Raw genomic sequence first — 15,082 nt, 5'->3', positions numbered from 1 at the left:
CCAAGATTTATTTTTTTGGTAAAATATTCTGATAGCGTTTGGCAATATAATCATCTGGAAATTGTTCATCTAAATATTCGCTCACAAATGATTGAGGAGGAATATGCTGTTGGCGTTGATAAGCACGAATAAGTGCGAGTCCTGATATAGCAATATTATAAGCCATAAAAACAGATAAAACCCAAGTTAACTGTTTTCCCCATCGCACTGGTAATTCTTCAATCCTACGTGATAAAAAAGGATAAATATTTTGAATCCAGATAACTGCAATGAGTCCCCAAAAGAAACAAAAAAGCAGATTAATACGGCCATCTACATTAAATGGAATATCACTATAATCCCAAAAGCGAACACCAAACAATCCCTCAGCTATTAAACTACACGCATATTCATAAATACCTCCAGCTAAACTTCCTACAATAAATACTGAAAGATCACGTTGTCCTTCCATTTTATGCAATAACATCGTTAGAAGAACACACCCCAATCCCCAAACAATTGAAAACTGCCCATAAATCAAGCTGCTACGACTCATGAGTTTTCCCATAGTTAAATAACAAAAAACAATTTCTATAATTGCCCCTAAAAATGAACAAATAAAAAATATCCAGATTAATTTATAAATGTTATATCCCTTTGCAAAAGATTTCATATTCATAAGCTTTCCCTCACTTTTTGACATACTATACCATTATTATACAATATATGCAAATAAGAAAAGAACTTGTCTAAAAGACAAATTCTCCATATTCGTTTATCTCCTGTTCAATCACCATATGAGTCTTTAAAGAAGCCTGAATATCAATGATTCTTTGATTTGATGAACCTTTATATAATAATTCCATGCTTTTTAAAGACAAAATAAATTTTCCATCAACCAAAGTATCACAGAGTGATAAAAGTTTTTTCTCTTCATCACCTAATTCTAATATTTCTTCAAAAGTATAACCACTATAAATCATGACATGTAAATGCCTTTTCTTAACCTTCTGTACAAAATGAATAAGTGCCGTTGCCTGTAAAAAAGGTTCTCCACCAGATAGAGTCACACCATCCAGCAATGGATTCTGATCAATTTCTAACAGACATTGCTCTGTATCTTCAATATATCCACCATCTATAGCATGACTATCAGGATTATGACAACCAGGACAGTGATGCAAACACCCTTGTGTGAATATGACATATCTTAGACCAGGCCCATCAACAATAGAATCATTGACTGTGCCATACAATCTTATTTTCATTGATGAATACCATGTTTCACACGGTCAGCTTCTTCAGCCTTTTTACCGTCATTAAAACGATCAAGAGTACCCACCAAATATCCAGTAATACGACGAATTCTTTCAAAACCATCATGTTCTGATTCAGTGCGCCCACATTTCGGACAAACATCATCTATAATTCCATTGTATCCACAAACAGGATCTCTATCAACTGGATGATTAATGGCTCCATAACCAATATGCGCATCGTGCATTGCACGTACTACTTTTTCAAAAGCTGTTAAATTCTTTGTAGGATCTCCATCCATTTCAATATAACTAATATGTCCACCATTTGTTAAGGTATGATAAGGTCCTTCAATCCTAATTTTATCATATGCACTGATTGGATAATAAACTGGAACATGAAAACTATTGGTGTAGTATTCACGATCCGTAACACCTTCCATTTTCCCATATATCTTTCTGTCTAACTTAACAAAACGCCCCGACAGTCCCTCTGCTGGCGTTGCAATGAGTGAAAAATTGAGTTGATATTTTTGAGAAGCTTCATCCATACGTTTACGCATATGAGCGATGATTTGCAACCCTAAAACTTGCGCTTTTTCATTTTCACCATGATGATAACCAATCAAAGCTTTTAATGCCTCAGCAAGTCCAATAAACCCTACTGTCAATGTTCCATGTTTTAAAACTTCTCTGACTTCATCTGTTGATTTTAGTTTTTCTGAATCTATCCATACACCTTGTCCCATTAAAAATGGATAATTCATAACTCTGCGTTTACATTGAATTTCAAATCTTTCTAGCAACTGAGCAATACATAAATCAATCATTTTATCTAATTTTTCAAAGAACTCATCAACATCACCTTTAGACTTAATTGCTAAACGTGGTAGATTAAGAGATGTAAAACTCAAGTTTCCACGTCCTGGTGCAATTTCCTTCGTTGGGTCATAAATATTCCCCATAACTCTTGTTCGACATCCCATATAGGCAACTTCAGTTTCTGGTGTTCCTTTATAATATTGTAAATTAAATGGCGAATCTATAAAAGAGAAATTTGGGAATAAACGTTTAGCAGAAACACGGCATGCTAATTTGAACAAATCATAATTTGGCTCACCATTATTATAATTGATTCCTTCTTTGACTCTAAAGATTTGAATAGGAAATATTGGTGTTTCTCCACCACCTAAGCCAGCTTCTGTTGCCAATAACACATTGCGAATAGCCATTCTCCCTTCAGGAGATGTATCCATTCCATAATTAATCGAACTAAATGGAACTTGTGCACCCGCTCTTGAATTCATTGTATTCAAATTATGAATTAATGCTTCCATAGCTTGATATGTTTCTTTATCTGTTTCTTGATATGTCTCTTCACAAGTAAAGTTTTGAATCTTCTCAATTATTTGTTGACTAAAACCATATTGCAAAAGAATTTCTTTTTCAGCCAATAAATATCCATTATCCTCTAATGTAGGAAAAACATGAAGTGATTTTACTTTTTGTAATACCTCATTTACATTCATATCTGTTAATAATTCAAGAGCTTTTTTCAAATTTTTATAATACCATTTTTTATATGAACGTCTTACGCCTTCAGCCATACCATAATCAAAGTTCACAATTGCTTGTCCACCATGCTGATCATTCTGGTTAGATTGAATAGCAATACATGTTAATGCTGAATATGTTGTTATACTATTTGGTTCTCGTAAAACACCATGTCCAGTTGAAAATCCGTTTTTAAACAATTTTATGATATCTATTTGTGTGCATGTTGTTGTGAGAGTTAAGAAGTCCATATCATGAATATGAATATCACCAGATTTATGTGCAGCACTATGCAATGGATTTAAAACAAACATTTCATTAAATTGTTTGGCTGCTTCAGCTCCATACTTTAACATTGTACCCATTGGTGCATCAGCATTGACGTTAGCATTCTCACGTTTTAAATCGCTATCCTTAGCATCTTGAAAAGTAATTTCTTCCATTGTTTTCATTAAACGAGATTTACGATCTCGTGAACGAGTACGTTCTGCACGATACAAAATATAAGCTTTTGCAATTCTGACATATCCCTTTGATATCAATGTCTCTTCTACAGTATCTTGTACCAATTCAACAGTTGGAAGTTCACTATGTCTTGCTTCTAATTTTTCTTCCACCTCTTGTGCAACTGCAATAGCTGTATCTAGATCATATTTAGCTTCTGTTGCTTGAAAGGCTTTATAAATAGCTCCAGCAATCTTATTGACGTCAAACTGGTCCATTCGACCATCTCTTTTTCTTATATATTTTATCATATGCAACCTCCTTACATTATTTTTAGTATCTCATACCTCTTTATTTTTCTCAATTCATATGATGAATAGGTCACGTTTTTTTATAAGAAAAGGATATCTTTCGATATCCCCTCCATTATTATTCAATTGTTGAAATTCCCAGTTCATTAATTTTAGCTTTAATTTCCTCTATAGCCTGCTTCTCATCTCCACCATCTGCAATAATTTCTAATTGCGCTTTTGTAGGGATTCCTAAAGATAAAACTCCCATCATACTTTTCAAATTGACTTCTTTGTTTCCATAACGTAAAGAAACATCACTATGAAATTGTTTGACTGCATTAACAAGTTCTGTGGTAGGAGTAGCATAGAGTCCAACTGGGTCTGTTACTATGAATTTTAAATTTTGAGCCATATATGATTCCTCCCTTACTTTCTTAAGACCATTATACCACAATCATATTCAAGAGGACAAAGAAACAGACTTGAAAATTTAAAATATTTTATTTTTTTCTTCTTAATGAACGCTTAGAAGCGTTAAGACCTTCTTCTTGTTCATGAAAGTCCATAAATCCACCCATATCATAAACTTCATAACCCTTTTTATAAATCTTCTTATATGCCCTTTCACTAATTGCAGGATTAATAGCATAGACACAATAAATACAATCTTCTTCAGGATAATAATCCTCAAAATGGTCCATGATTCTTAATGGTAAACATTCAGCACCAGCAATGTGTAAATTATCAAAATCCTTTACTTCATCAGCACAAATAATAACATACTTATCAGGATTCTTCACATATCGACGATATCCTTCATTAATATCCAATTTCTTTATTTCTATTTTTTTACCAAATCCAAACATAATATTTCCTCCAATACTTTTATATAATATCATTTATTCATCATTTTTACTATTGCTTTTGTTTTTTTTATATGATATTATATTGTGGCAACAGAAATTGGCCTGTTGGAGAAACGGTTAACTCACATGCCTTTCACGCATGCATTCACGGGTTCGAATCCCGTACAGGTCACCATATTTTGTAGGGGTGTGGTTCAATGGTAGAGCATCGGTCTCCAAAACCGTGGACGCGGGTTCGATTCCTGCCACCCCTGCCATGAGAAAGTTAGAGCAAATCATTGCTCTTTTTTTGTCTAAAGTTAATCATATACAACCAAAAGTCATCTTTTTGTGATGAGTCATTTTGGCCAACATACCATTTTGATAACTCTTTATACTAACTAAAAATTATTTTCTATAAATTCAATATATTCTTTTTGCTATAAAAAAATAATTACTATGATATAATTATTTCAAAACATAAAAATGGGAGAGATATAATGAATAATTTAACTATGCAAAATTTAAATAGAAAAACAATGCAATATCTCATAAACAATATTTCTGTTGGTATGAGTTTAAAAGAAATCAAAGATATGTGTGAAAAATATATGCTTGAAAATGGTGCGGACTCTTTTTGGTATTGGAATGTTGGAGCATTAATATTTTCTGGTGATGAAACAACAATGTCCATTTCTGGAAAAAGATATAAAGTTGCAAATAGAATAATTACTAATAATGATATTATCACTATTGATTTAAGCCCACAAAACAATAAATATTGGGGTGACTTTGCAAGAACTATTATTATTGAAAATAGCAAAGTTATTAATGATATCAATAATATTCAAAATCAAGAGTGGAAAAATGGATTGTTAATGGAAAAATATCTTCATGAAAGGTTAATATAGATTGTAACAGATGATATGACTTTTGAAGAACTCTATTATATTATGAATGATATCATCAAGAAGAAAGGATTTGTAAATTTAGACTTCCTTGGTAATTTGGGTCACTCAATTGTAAAAAATCAAGAAGAAAGAATTTACATTGAAAAAGGTAATCAAACACAATTATCAAAGGTAAACATGTTTACCTTTGAACCTCACATTAGTATGCCGAACTCAAAATATGGATATAAAAGAGAAGATATTTATTATTTTAAAGAAAATAAATTAATCAAACTTTAAAATTTCAATCACAGTTTAGTGATTGTTTTTTTATTTAGCAATTATTGGATTCTTTTCTAGTTTATTAAGCCTCTCAATCAACAATTTTTGATTATTGAACTGATTTTACATTCATTTATAATTTGTAAATCTAACTAATTATCTACAAGATTTGATATCGATAAAATCATCTATCAAATTTTCATGAGAGCTTTTAAAACTGTTAACTCACTAGATGTTAATTGAAAACCTTGATCACTTGATTTTATAAAATGATCAGTTTGAAAATAATATTGTTTGATTATCTCCTCAGTTGTTTTGTTATAAAGCTTTTCCATATTCATAACATCTTCAAATTCATGTAATCTCTCTAATTTCTTTTTATTCATAATTTTCACTTCCTTTTTTATAATTTCCAATACCTTGCCTTAATCTCTTTAAGCCATCATTTAAGCGTTCTTGAGGGCAAGCAATATTCATACGTATAAAACTTTTTGCATTCTTTCCATATTCTTCACCAGAGGATAAATACAATCCAGTTGTACTTCTTATAAATTCAACTAACTCTAAACTGTTTTTACATACATGTGAACAATCAATCCATAAAAGATAAGTTGCCTCACTAGGAGTAACATGTAATTCGGGTAAATATGTCTTTATATAAGCATGAGCCATTTGCTTATTACTTTCAATATAACTTTTCAATTCCTCAAGCCACTTTCCACCTTTTTCAAAAGCCGTTATTGATGCTGTTATAGCAAAACTATTGGGTTCAGCAACTTCATCAGTGTTGATAGCACGATTGACCTTATGACGCAAAATAGCATTGGGTACAACAATACATGATGTTTGCAAACCAGCCAAATTAAATGTTTTTGTTGGTGCAATACAAGTAATACTGTTCATGAGATTTGTTTGAGAAACGCTTGCAAAAGGAACATACTCTTTCCCTGGTGTAACAATATCACAATGAATTTCATCAGAAACAACCACAACATGATATTGAGCAGCTAAATCACCAATTCGCTGTAATGTTTCTTGACTCCATATTTTTCCAATTGGATTATGAGGATTACATAAAATCATTAAGGTTGTTTGTGGCATAGCAAGTTTTTTTTCTAAATCATCAAAATCAATATTATATTCATATCCATCATAAACAAGATCACTTGATAATACACAACGCCCATTATTAAGAATTGAATTGTAGAATATATTATAAACTGGTGATTGAATGAGAACATTCTCACCAACAGTTGTTAATTTTCTCACAATTGAAGATATAGCTGGTACAACTCCAGTACAAAACATCATCCATTCTTTTTCCATATTATACTGATGTCTTGTTTGCCACCAGTATTGAATACTTTGAAAATATTCATCAGGAACAATATTATATCCAAAAATTTTATGACTCACTCTTTTTTCGATTGCTTCAACTATTTCAGGAGCTGTTTCAAAATCCATATCAGCAACCCACATAGGTAATTCATGCTTGGCAACATCCCATTTCAATGAATCTGTTTCTTTCCTATTTGTTAGTTTTGAAAAATTATACATATGAATCCTCCTTAAATTCTTTCGGCTATATTATCAACCATATTTAACAGTTTACATAATCACATTGATATGAGTCTCCAACAATTGGATTTGTAATCATAATTTTTGTATCTTGGGGATTAATTTTTGTTTCATCTAAAATAATTTCACCAATACTATGAGCTCTTATTACTCCAGATATAGGATTGGTTATACTATCAATATGCGAGACAATATCCGCATCAATATTTGAACAATACTCAAATGCCAAAGATGTATTGATTAACTTACAATTCACCATTTTCACATTATCCATATAACATAACCCTTGCAGACTTTCAATTGTACAATTGATAAAAGTTATATTTTTAGAATTCCATGCCAAGTATTCTCCAATAATTGTTGAATCATAGACAATAACATTCTCACAATTCCAAAAAGCATCCTTAGAAATTAACTTTGCATTATGAACTTCAATATTTTTAGCTCCATCAAAACAATAATTTCCTGTTAAATGCAAATCATCAATAATGATATTTTCACTACTCATTCCAAAATAATCACCTCTTGCACTGACTTTATTTAATCTTATATCATGACAATTCCAAAATGATTCTTGTGCAAATGGCATATCTACATTTTTTAATGTAATATCACTTGCACGTCTAAAAGTTTTAGGCGCCTCAATGATACACTCTCTCATATCAATATGATGTGTATACCAAATTCCTGAACGTGCTGTTTCTAAAAAAGTAGAATTTGTAACAACTACATTTTGACAATACCATAATGGATATTTCCATTTAAAAATACTTTGATTAATGTCTATATTTTGACTTTCTTTTAATGGTGATTCCCCATCAGCAAAAATAGAATCTTCAATTCTAACTCCATTACTTTGAAATAGAGCTCTTTCTCCACTTAAATATTTTTGTTTCACGAATTCCATAATCATTTCCTCCTTATTTATTAACTTGAAATGTGACTTTCACATCCTTGCTTCCAACTAAATTTTTTATATTTTTCAGATTATCAATATATCCTATCTTAGTATATTGATAAGGGGTGGAAAAACTTTCATAGAATAAAACAAGACAATTATTCCCAAAAAGCATAAGATCTCCTGTTTCAATTTGATCAATTGATTCGCTCATAATTGGCAGTTGAAAATCAAGATAATGATACTTCTCATTTCCATGTAATTCTTTCATTTGAATGGTTAATGGTAATCTATTGATTAGGCTTTCAACTGTATCATTTTGATAAAGATTGACTTGCCATTCTTGATTATTAATAATCATTGTTATAGTCTTCACTTGTTGCTCTCCTTGATTTGTTTTGAATTGATCATTGACAATTTTAGAATCTTTTTTTTGACAATTTAAGATTTTAAGATTTACGTTATGACAGCCTATAAGAATCATAATCAAACTGATGAGAATCATAATTTTTTTCATTGATATCACCCCCCTTTCTATTTAAGATTCATTTAATTCTACAATGATTTTTTTACCTCTTCATGGATTTCCTCTGTTCTCAATATTTTTTCCCATTTCATAAGCTTGTTCCAAAATATCATGATGATTGTTAACATCACCATATTGATCAATTCCCACCCCTTTAATAACACCTCTAAGACTTGAATGTTCAAAACAGTCTATCCAACCATATAAACCATGAATAAGATTGTCAATTGATTTTTCATTTTCATCAGCACAAGTTGCCAATAAGTAAACATCTCTAAAATGATAATCATCAATAAACAATGGATTTGTTCTATCTAATAATGTTTTCATTTGACCACTCATTTCATAGAAATAAACTGGTGTTGCAAAAACAATAACATCAGCATCTTTTATCTTATGGATAATCTCATTTGCATCATCTTTGATGATGCATTCAGTTCCTTTTTGACATACAAGACATCCCTTACAAAAATGAATATCTTGAGAGACTAGAGATATCTTTTCAACATGATTTCCTTTTTCCATCGCCCCTTTCACAAATGCATCTGCTAATAAATCAGAATTCCCACCCTTTCTTAAACTTGTTGAAATAACAATAACATTTTTATTTTCCATCACCATTCTTCTCCTTCTTTAACATAAAAATGAAATAATCTAAGCAATCTATTTCTTTTTGTACATGATGCATTTTTTCCATAAGTTTACATCTTTGACATTTTAAAAATAAAACTTGTTTATCAATATCACTATTTTGGCGAATCTCTAGAAATCTTTTTATTTGATTCTTATCACATCCAGCATCTTGTAAATTTTGTTCAATGTTCTCCTTTAAAAATTGAATTTTCATGATTATCACTCCTCATAAATTATTTTAAGACAAGATATATCAAATATCAAATACCTATATCAAATGGTAATGTATACTTGAAGAGCATATCTGAAATCATTATAATAAAAATGAGGTGAAGGATTATGGAATTAAGAGTTTTACAATATTTTTTAGCTATCGCAAGAGAAGAAACAATTTTAGGTGCTGCTGAACGCCTGCATATGACTCAACCAACATTATCTAGACAAATGAAAGAACTGGAAGAAGAATTAGGCAAACAATTATTTATTCGTGGCAATCGGAAAATCACACTGACTGATGATGGCATGTTGTTACGACAAAGAGCAGAAGAAATTGTCACTCTGGTTGAAAAAACCGAAAGTGATATTATGCTTTCTGACGCCTCTCTTTCGGGTGACATTTATATTGGAGCAGGTGAAACCGATGGTATGCGCTTAATCGCAAAGGTTATGCATAAATGCTGTGAAGTCTATCCAAATATTAAGTTTCATATTTTTAGTGGCAACTCACAAGATGTTGCAGATAAAATAGAAAAAGGATTGCTTGATTTTGGAATATTTGTAGAACCTGCTGATATATCTAAATATGACTTTATTAAACTACCATCATGCGATACTTGGGGACTCCTTATGCGAAAAGACAGTCCACTTGCAAATAAAGAAAGCATTCTTCCAGATGATATCAAAGATCTTCCATTGATTTGTTCAGACCAAGTTATGTTTCAAAATGAAATCTCTGGTTGGATGGAGTACAGTTATGATAAATTAAATATTGTTGCAACATACAATCTTATATATAATGCTTCATTATTAGTTGAAGAAGGTAATGGTTATGCCTTAACCTTAGATAGATTAATCAATACAACTGGTCATAGTCCATTATGTTTCAAACCACTTGAGCCTAAGTTACAAGTTGGATTGACGCTTGTCTGGAAAAAATATCATCTATTTTCTCGTGCAGCAGAATACTTTATTAAAACATTACGCCAAGAATTTGAGACTTATTAAAAAGATCTAGAATTGATATCTAGATCTTTTTGTTTGTATAGTTATGAAATTGTCTATCTAATCCATATTACAATACACGCATAAACAATCAGTGTTCCTATCAAATCAAATATCACAGTATTACTGGCATATGCAACATTTCGATCTTCACAAAAATGTGAAATATGAGTATTGGAAATAAAACATCAAAGACAATACTATTTGTACCATCTTTTTGCACTACTGTAATAAGTTCTTTAACTCTAGAAATAAATCATAATAAAACCATAATAATGTTGATATTGCTATCATAAATTTCTCCTTTTGTTCATTTACAATTTATATTCTAATGATAATTGTCATAAATCAAATACCTATTAAAAAAAACATCTTTATATCTTTTAAACATATGAAAACTCTTTATCAATATCATAAGTTCTCTGAGAAAAAAGTAAATATTTTCTTTAATAATTGAAGATAAATCAAGATATGAAACCAACTTTAATAAACTGATAATTATCTCAGAAGAAATTATACAGTATCAAATAATCAATAAAACTTTCAAATCATTATAAATAGCAGTTCAAGACCACATCAACAAACAAAAAAAGAGATGATTTTCAGTCATCTCAACAATCTTCTTCATAAAACTATCTATCATTCTTAACATTAACTCACATCCTCATAATCCCATATTCACTCTTATGATGATTATTTGCATGATTTTAACCTTAAATACATCATGAGCACTGTGACATTTATCACAAACCTTTCTATTTTCCTGACAATTCAGTTCTCTCTTGTATTGTCACATGAACTGTATCGCCTGGTTGCTTCCCTATTAATGCTCTTATATCTTTTCTTAAACCAAGAATATGATAAGGGGTTTTCATTCTCACCAAACTGCCATTGTACTCAACACCATCAAATGTTGCTTTGACTTTGACACGTCCTTTTTGAAATTCTTCACGAACATCATATGGAAAGATAATATATGCCCCATCAATATCTGGAACTTTTTGTATCTCAGCATCAAATTCATATAATTTTTCATTCATATTTTATCACCTTATTCATTATAACATCTTCTCTTAAGAATATACAATTTATACACGAATAATATTTATTATTTTGACAAATTCTTATTATTTTCTTTAACTTCACCCTATTTTCTATATAATGAAATCTAGGAGTGAAAGAGAATGAAAAAGGCGTTTAGTAATGAATTATATGTAGAATTACAATCAAAACATATCCAAGAAAGAATTGATCAGTTTGATAATAAACTTTACTTGGAATTTGGTGGAAAACTTTTTGATGATAATCATGCATCACGAGTTCTCCCTGGATTTGAACCAGATAGTAAATTAAAAATGTTATTGACTTTCAAAGACAAAGTGGAAGTCATTATTGCTGTTTGTGCAAAAGATTTAGAAAGACATAAAGTAAGAAGTGATTTAGGTATATCTTATGATGATGAAGTTTTAAGATTAATTGATGAATATCATCGTGTTGGTCTTTATGTTGGAAGCGTAGCAATTACACAATATCGCCATCAAAACGCTGCTGATACATTTAAAGCCAAATTAGAAAATAGAGGTGTAAAGGTCTTTATTCACTATCCTATTGAAGGATATCCTCATGATGTCAATCATATTATCTCTCAAGATGGATTTGGTAAAAACGATTACATAGAAACTTCAAAACCATTAGTTGTTGTCACTGCACCAGGTCCTGGATCAGGAAAGATGGCAACTTGCTTATCTCAATTGTATCATGAACACTTACATGGTGTGAATGCAGGTTATGCAAAGTTTGAAACATTCCCAATTTGGAATCTTCCTTTAAAACATCCTGTAAATTTAGCCTATGAAGCTGCCACAATTGACTTAAACGATGTCAATATGATTGATCCTTTCCACCTTGAAAAATATAATGAAACAACAGTCAATTATAATCGTGATATTGAAATATTCCCAGTCTTAAATGCAATGTTTAATAAAATCTTTGGTGAATCTCCATATGCTTCACCAACTGATATGGGTGTAAATATGGCTGGTTATGCAATTATTGATAATGAAGCAGCTAAAGATGCAAGCTGTCGCGAAATTGTTAGACGCTATTATCATGCTGAAGTTGATTATTTAATGGGAAAAATCAATACCAAATCACTTGAAAAAATGCAAATGTTATTATCACAGGCAAATGTCGATGCTAAAAATAGAAAATGTGCAATCTTTGCAAAAGAAATTGCAGAAGCAAGACAAGTTCCTGCATGTGCAATCGAATTGAATGATGGTCATTTGATTTCTGGAAAAACCTCTTCTTTGTTAAGAGCGTCAAGTGCAGCATTATTAAATGCTTTAAAATATTTAGCTGGTATTGATCAAGAAATAGAATTAATATCACCAGATATGTTACAATCTATTTTATCATTAAAAAATAATTATTTAAATATTGCTAATCCTTTATTAGACATTGATGAAGTTCTCTTGACATTAACAATAGCATCTTCATCACAACCAAATGCAAAACAATGTCTAGAAGTCTTACCATTATTAAAAGACTGTGAAATTCATTCAACAGTTATCTTAAGTAAGAAAGATACTGAGACATTAAGAAACTTACAAATGAATTTAACTTGTGATCCTAAGTCCGCTGGAGCTTAGGATTTTTTAGTAAAAAAAGAGAATCCTTTAGATTCTCTAATTATTGATTTGTGACATCTGTTGATATTCATCAGCCACACTTAAATAAAGTTGATAAAATTTATAATGAACATTATGCTCAGTTAACATGGCTTTATATGGAATTTTAGGTATCCCCTGCATCCTAAATAACTGTAATATAATATCTAACTGTTTATCACTCATTCCTGCAAAAAAAACAAACTCTTGTTGAAAATCACCAGAAATATTCTGTACTTCAGATTTTTCAAATCCATCAATATTTAAAATATGCCCCATTGTTTCATGTAATTGAGATTCATCAAGATATTGTATTTGAATATGTAATTGTTCAGCTATATTCTTTATATCTTTTTGAACATCATCAGCAACATGATATAGTAATAAAGTTTCTTTCATATAATTCCCTTTCCTACTGATCCAAATCACCAGTTTCTGTTTGAATCTTTTCTCCTGCCATTAACTGATCAATATAATTTGTTGTTTGTTGAATTGACAAATCAGATGGAACGACAACTGAAGCACTCACTCCACCTAAAGAATAGCAAGGCAAACTATCTGGCGTTCCTTCAATTTGATAAGATTGAATATCCCATGCTGGCATATCTGCTAATTGCATCTGCACTAATGCATTAATTTCACTTGATGAGAAATTCGTTTCAACACTTTGACTTACTGTATCAAGTACAGAAGAGAATGAAGTTAAAATAGCTGGTGAACCAATTTTCTTCACAATCGCTGAAATCATTCTTTGTTGATTACGTCCTCTTTCAAAGTCTCCATCAATAAAAGATTTTCTTTCTCTAACAAATGCTAAAGCTTGCTTTGCATTTAAATTGTTTTCTCCTTTTTTAATTTCATATTTCCCTATCTTTGTCGTAAAATCTTGTGAAGCATGAACTGTGACTCCACCTAATGCATCAACTATCTCAATAAATGAAGTAAAATTCATTCTAGCATAATAGTTGATGTCCTCATTTACTAAATCTTGTAAAGTATTGACACTTTCTTGTAAACCATAAATACCCGCATGTGTAAACTTATCCATTCCCTTACTTGTATGTAGTGGAAAATATGTATCTCTAGGAATACTGATCAATAAAATCTGTTTCGTATTGGGATTGACCCCTACTAGCATATTGACATCACTTCTTGAAACTGTTGATAAATCACCATATTCATCAATACCACTAATAAACACTAAGAATGGTTTTTGCGTCACATCAACACTCTTTGAACTAACTGCTTCTTCATCTTTTGTGACCTGATAAATAACACGTGTATCATCACTAAATGTATCTTTTTCTTGTTCTACTAAACTTCTAAATGCTTCATCTAAAAGAATAGCATCAACATTTTTATTATATAAAGCTGATAATAATGATTTAAAATCTTTATTATCTTTCAAATTAATATTACCAACATTCTTCTGAATTTCAGCAACTGCATAAGACATATTTTCTGTTCCAATTGATGAGATATACCCTACTTGATGTTTTGGTAGTTGTGTTTCATTTTTTATTTCAGAATTCTTTAAAACAATGACTGAAAAAGCTCTTGTTTGAAATTTATTTTCTGTCATTAAATTAACAGTTCTTCCTGCTTTATAAAAATAAAAAGAACCAACCATTAAACCACAACTTAATATAATACTTAGAATTTGCGTTATTAAAGACCTTTTGCTTTTTTCTTTTTTATAAAATATTAAAAAATATTCACCTACAAGCAAAGCAACAAAGAATACACCAACACCTATTAAATATTTCATTGGTATTAACTGTACACTATATGCCATTACTATTAATAAAATCATTGATATCATTTGAATACTAAAAACTATTCTTTTTAAATATTTGTTATCAAACGCTTTCATTTTTTCACTTCCTCATTTGATAGATTATCATATTTCTATAATTTTAGCAAATTATCTTTTTCTTTTGACAATTTCACACAGAGATGAAGAAAATATGAATGTTGATTTTTTTAATGAAATCATGTAGAATGGTTAAAATTA

The 15,082-nt window shown here is 30.4% G+C and carries 16 protein-coding genes, 2 tRNA genes and 1 pseudogene; 5 read left to right on the top strand and 14 right to left on the bottom strand.

What is annotated here, in order from left to right; translation table 11 throughout:
• Nucleotides 1-7 precede the first annotated feature (7 nt).
• The 5 genes from GQF29_RS14010 to GQF29_RS13990 form a co-directional block, all read right to left on the bottom strand.
• The gene (locus tag GQF29_RS14010; protein WP_017143829.1) at nucleotides 8-658 is read right to left on the bottom strand and encodes a putative ABC transporter permease; all 651 of its coding nucleotides are present in this window, start codon (nucleotides 656-658) and stop codon (nucleotides 8-10) included.
• 70 nt (nucleotides 659-728) lie between these two features.
• On the bottom strand, nucleotides 729-1,247 hold the full coding sequence (nrdG, locus tag GQF29_RS14005; RefSeq protein ID WP_008788017.1) for an anaerobic ribonucleoside-triphosphate reductase activating protein: 519 nt from the start codon (nucleotides 1,245-1,247) through the stop codon (nucleotides 729-731).
• A complete protein-coding gene (locus tag GQF29_RS14000; RefSeq protein WP_008788016.1) occupies nucleotides 1,244-3,544 on the bottom strand; it encodes an anaerobic ribonucleoside triphosphate reductase in 2,301 nt (766 codons plus the stop codon). The genes nrdG and GQF29_RS14000 overlap by 4 nt, the downstream gene beginning before the upstream one ends.
• A 118-nt stretch (nucleotides 3,545-3,662) precedes the next feature.
• The gene (locus tag GQF29_RS13995; RefSeq protein ID WP_008788015.1) at nucleotides 3,663-3,938 is read right to left on the bottom strand and encodes an HPr family phosphocarrier protein; all 276 of its coding nucleotides are present in this window, start codon (nucleotides 3,936-3,938) and stop codon (nucleotides 3,663-3,665) included.
• Between the two features lie 88 nt (nucleotides 3,939-4,026).
• Complete coding sequence (locus GQF29_RS13990; RefSeq protein ID WP_008788014.1) at nucleotides 4,027-4,392, bottom strand: hypothetical protein; 366 nt, start codon at nucleotides 4,390-4,392, stop codon at nucleotides 4,027-4,029.
• A gap of 99 nt (nucleotides 4,393-4,491) precedes the next feature.
• Between GQF29_RS13990 and GQF29_RS13985 the strand changes: the two genes are divergently transcribed.
• The 3 genes and pseudogenes from GQF29_RS13985 (at nucleotide 4,492) to GQF29_RS13975 (ending at nucleotide 5,561) form a co-directional block, all read left to right on the top strand.
• Nucleotides 4,492-4,567 (top strand) — tRNA-Glu (locus tag GQF29_RS13985).
• Between the two features lie 8 nt (nucleotides 4,568-4,575).
• Nucleotides 4,576-4,649 (top strand) — tRNA-Trp (locus GQF29_RS13980).
• Between the two features lie 222 nt (nucleotides 4,650-4,871).
• Nucleotides 4,872-5,561, top strand: a pseudogene (locus GQF29_RS13975) (M24 family metallopeptidase).
• Nucleotides 5,562-5,734: 173 nt separating this feature from the next.
• Here the strand turns inward: GQF29_RS13975 and GQF29_RS18705 are convergent.
• The 6 genes from GQF29_RS18705 to GQF29_RS13950 are packed head-to-tail and all read right to left on the bottom strand — an operon-like array spanning nucleotide 5,735 to nucleotide 9,392.
• A complete protein-coding gene (locus tag GQF29_RS18705; RefSeq protein ID WP_008788011.1) occupies nucleotides 5,735-5,929 on the bottom strand; it encodes a hypothetical protein in 195 nt (64 codons plus the stop codon).
• Entirely contained in the window at nucleotides 5,922-7,100 is a 1,179-nt protein-coding gene (locus GQF29_RS13970) for a MalY/PatB family protein (protein ID WP_008788010.1), read from the bottom strand. Before GQF29_RS13970 ends, GQF29_RS18705 begins: the two co-directional genes overlap by 8 nt.
• 43 nt (nucleotides 7,101-7,143) lie before the next feature.
• Complete coding sequence (locus GQF29_RS13965; protein WP_008788009.1) at nucleotides 7,144-8,028, bottom strand: DUF3737 family protein; 885 nt, start codon at nucleotides 8,026-8,028, stop codon at nucleotides 7,144-7,146.
• A 13-nt stretch (nucleotides 8,029-8,041) separates the two neighbouring features.
• Nucleotides 8,042-8,536, bottom strand: coding sequence for a cyclophilin-like fold protein (locus GQF29_RS13960; protein WP_017143830.1), 495 nt, complete (start codon nucleotides 8,534-8,536; stop codon nucleotides 8,042-8,044).
• 60 nt (nucleotides 8,537-8,596) lie between these two features.
• Nucleotides 8,597-9,160 carry a flavodoxin family protein gene (locus GQF29_RS13955; protein WP_008788007.1) on the bottom strand — a complete coding sequence of 188 codons (564 nt, stop codon included), beginning with the start codon at nucleotides 9,158-9,160 and terminating at the stop codon, nucleotides 8,597-8,599.
• The gene (locus GQF29_RS13950) at nucleotides 9,150-9,392 is read right to left on the bottom strand and encodes a hypothetical protein (RefSeq protein WP_008788006.1); all 243 of its coding nucleotides are present in this window, start codon (nucleotides 9,390-9,392) and stop codon (nucleotides 9,150-9,152) included. Before GQF29_RS13950 ends, GQF29_RS13955 begins: the two co-directional genes overlap by 11 nt.
• A gap of 125 nt (nucleotides 9,393-9,517) precedes the next feature.
• Between GQF29_RS13950 and GQF29_RS13945 the strand changes: the two genes are divergently transcribed.
• A complete protein-coding gene (locus tag GQF29_RS13945) occupies nucleotides 9,518-10,402 on the top strand; it encodes a LysR family transcriptional regulator (protein ID WP_008788005.1) in 885 nt (294 codons plus the stop codon).
• 752 nt (nucleotides 10,403-11,154) lie between these two features.
• On the opposite strand, the gene GQF29_RS13940 is transcribed toward GQF29_RS13945, so the two are convergent.
• Nucleotides 11,155-11,439, bottom strand: a complete 285-nt coding sequence (locus GQF29_RS13940) for a DUF1905 domain-containing protein (RefSeq protein ID WP_008788004.1) — start codon at nucleotides 11,437-11,439, stop codon at nucleotides 11,155-11,157.
• 144 nt (nucleotides 11,440-11,583) lie between these two features.
• On the opposite strand from GQF29_RS13940, the gene GQF29_RS13935 reads away from it, so the two are divergent.
• A complete protein-coding gene (locus GQF29_RS13935; protein WP_008788003.1) occupies nucleotides 11,584-13,050 on the top strand; it encodes a DUF1846 domain-containing protein in 1,467 nt (488 codons plus the stop codon).
• A gap of 36 nt (nucleotides 13,051-13,086) precedes the next feature.
• Here the strand turns inward: GQF29_RS13935 and GQF29_RS13930 are convergent, their stop codons facing one another.
• Both GQF29_RS13930 and GQF29_RS13925 read right to left on the bottom strand, forming a co-directional pair.
• Nucleotides 13,087-13,467: a DUF3783 domain-containing protein gene (locus GQF29_RS13930; protein WP_008788002.1), complete on the bottom strand. Its 381-nt coding sequence runs from the start codon at nucleotides 13,465-13,467 to the stop codon at nucleotides 13,087-13,089.
• Nucleotides 13,468-13,480: 13 nt separating this feature from the next.
• Nucleotides 13,481-14,941 carry an LCP family protein gene (locus GQF29_RS13925; RefSeq protein ID WP_008788001.1) on the bottom strand — a complete coding sequence of 487 codons (1,461 nt, stop codon included), beginning with the start codon at nucleotides 14,939-14,941 and terminating at the stop codon, nucleotides 13,481-13,483.
• Nucleotides 14,942-15,082 lie beyond the last annotated feature (141 nt).

Source organism: Coprobacillus cateniformis, from assembly GCF_009767585.1.
Classification (GTDB): domain Bacteria; phylum Bacillota_I; class Bacilli_A; order Erysipelotrichales; family Coprobacillaceae; genus Coprobacillus; species Coprobacillus cateniformis.
This window is presented reverse-complemented; position numbering and strand designations above follow the sequence as displayed.

Excerpts from the sequence above, each read along its gene's own strand:
- GQF29_RS14010 (WP_017143829.1), bottom strand. The coding sequence starts at position 658 with ATGAATATGAAATCTTTTGCAAAGGGATATAACATTTATAAATTAATC.
- nrdG (WP_008788017.1), bottom strand. The coding sequence starts at position 1,247 with ATGAAAATAAGATTGTATGGCACAGTCAATGATTCTATTGTTGATGGG.
- GQF29_RS14000 (WP_008788016.1), bottom strand. The coding sequence starts at position 3,544 with ATGATAAAATATATAAGAAAAAGAGATGGTCGAATGGACCAGTTTGAC.
- GQF29_RS13995 (WP_008788015.1), bottom strand. The coding sequence starts at position 3,938 with ATGGCTCAAAATTTAAAATTCATAGTAACAGACCCAGTTGGACTCTAT.
- GQF29_RS13990 (WP_008788014.1), bottom strand. The coding sequence starts at position 4,392 with ATGTTTGGATTTGGTAAAAAAATAGAAATAAAGAAATTGGATATTAAT.
- GQF29_RS18705 (WP_008788011.1), bottom strand. The coding sequence starts at position 5,929 with ATGAATAAAAAGAAATTAGAGAGATTACATGAATTTGAAGATGTTATG.
- GQF29_RS13970 (WP_008788010.1), bottom strand. The coding sequence starts at position 7,100 with ATGTATAATTTTTCAAAACTAACAAATAGGAAAGAAACAGATTCATTG.
- GQF29_RS13965 (WP_008788009.1), bottom strand. The coding sequence starts at position 8,028 with ATGGAATTCGTGAAACAAAAATATTTAAGTGGAGAAAGAGCTCTATTT.
- GQF29_RS13960 (WP_017143830.1), bottom strand. The coding sequence starts at position 8,536 with ATGAAAAAAATTATGATTCTCATCAGTTTGATTATGATTCTTATAGGC.
- GQF29_RS13955 (WP_008788007.1), bottom strand. The coding sequence starts at position 9,160 with ATGGAAAATAAAAATGTTATTGTTATTTCAACAAGTTTAAGAAAGGGT.
- GQF29_RS13950 (WP_008788006.1), bottom strand. The coding sequence starts at position 9,392 with ATGAAAATTCAATTTTTAAAGGAGAACATTGAACAAAATTTACAAGAT.
- GQF29_RS13945 (WP_008788005.1), top strand. The coding sequence starts at position 9,518 with ATGGAATTAAGAGTTTTACAATATTTTTTAGCTATCGCAAGAGAAGAA.
- GQF29_RS13940 (WP_008788004.1), bottom strand. The coding sequence starts at position 11,439 with ATGAATGAAAAATTATATGAATTTGATGCTGAGATACAAAAAGTTCCA.
- GQF29_RS13935 (WP_008788003.1), top strand. The coding sequence starts at position 11,584 with ATGAAAAAGGCGTTTAGTAATGAATTATATGTAGAATTACAATCAAAA.
- GQF29_RS13930 (WP_008788002.1), bottom strand. The coding sequence starts at position 13,467 with ATGAAAGAAACTTTATTACTATATCATGTTGCTGATGATGTTCAAAAA.
- GQF29_RS13925 (WP_008788001.1), bottom strand. The coding sequence starts at position 14,941 with ATGAAAGCGTTTGATAACAAATATTTAAAAAGAATAGTTTTTAGTATT.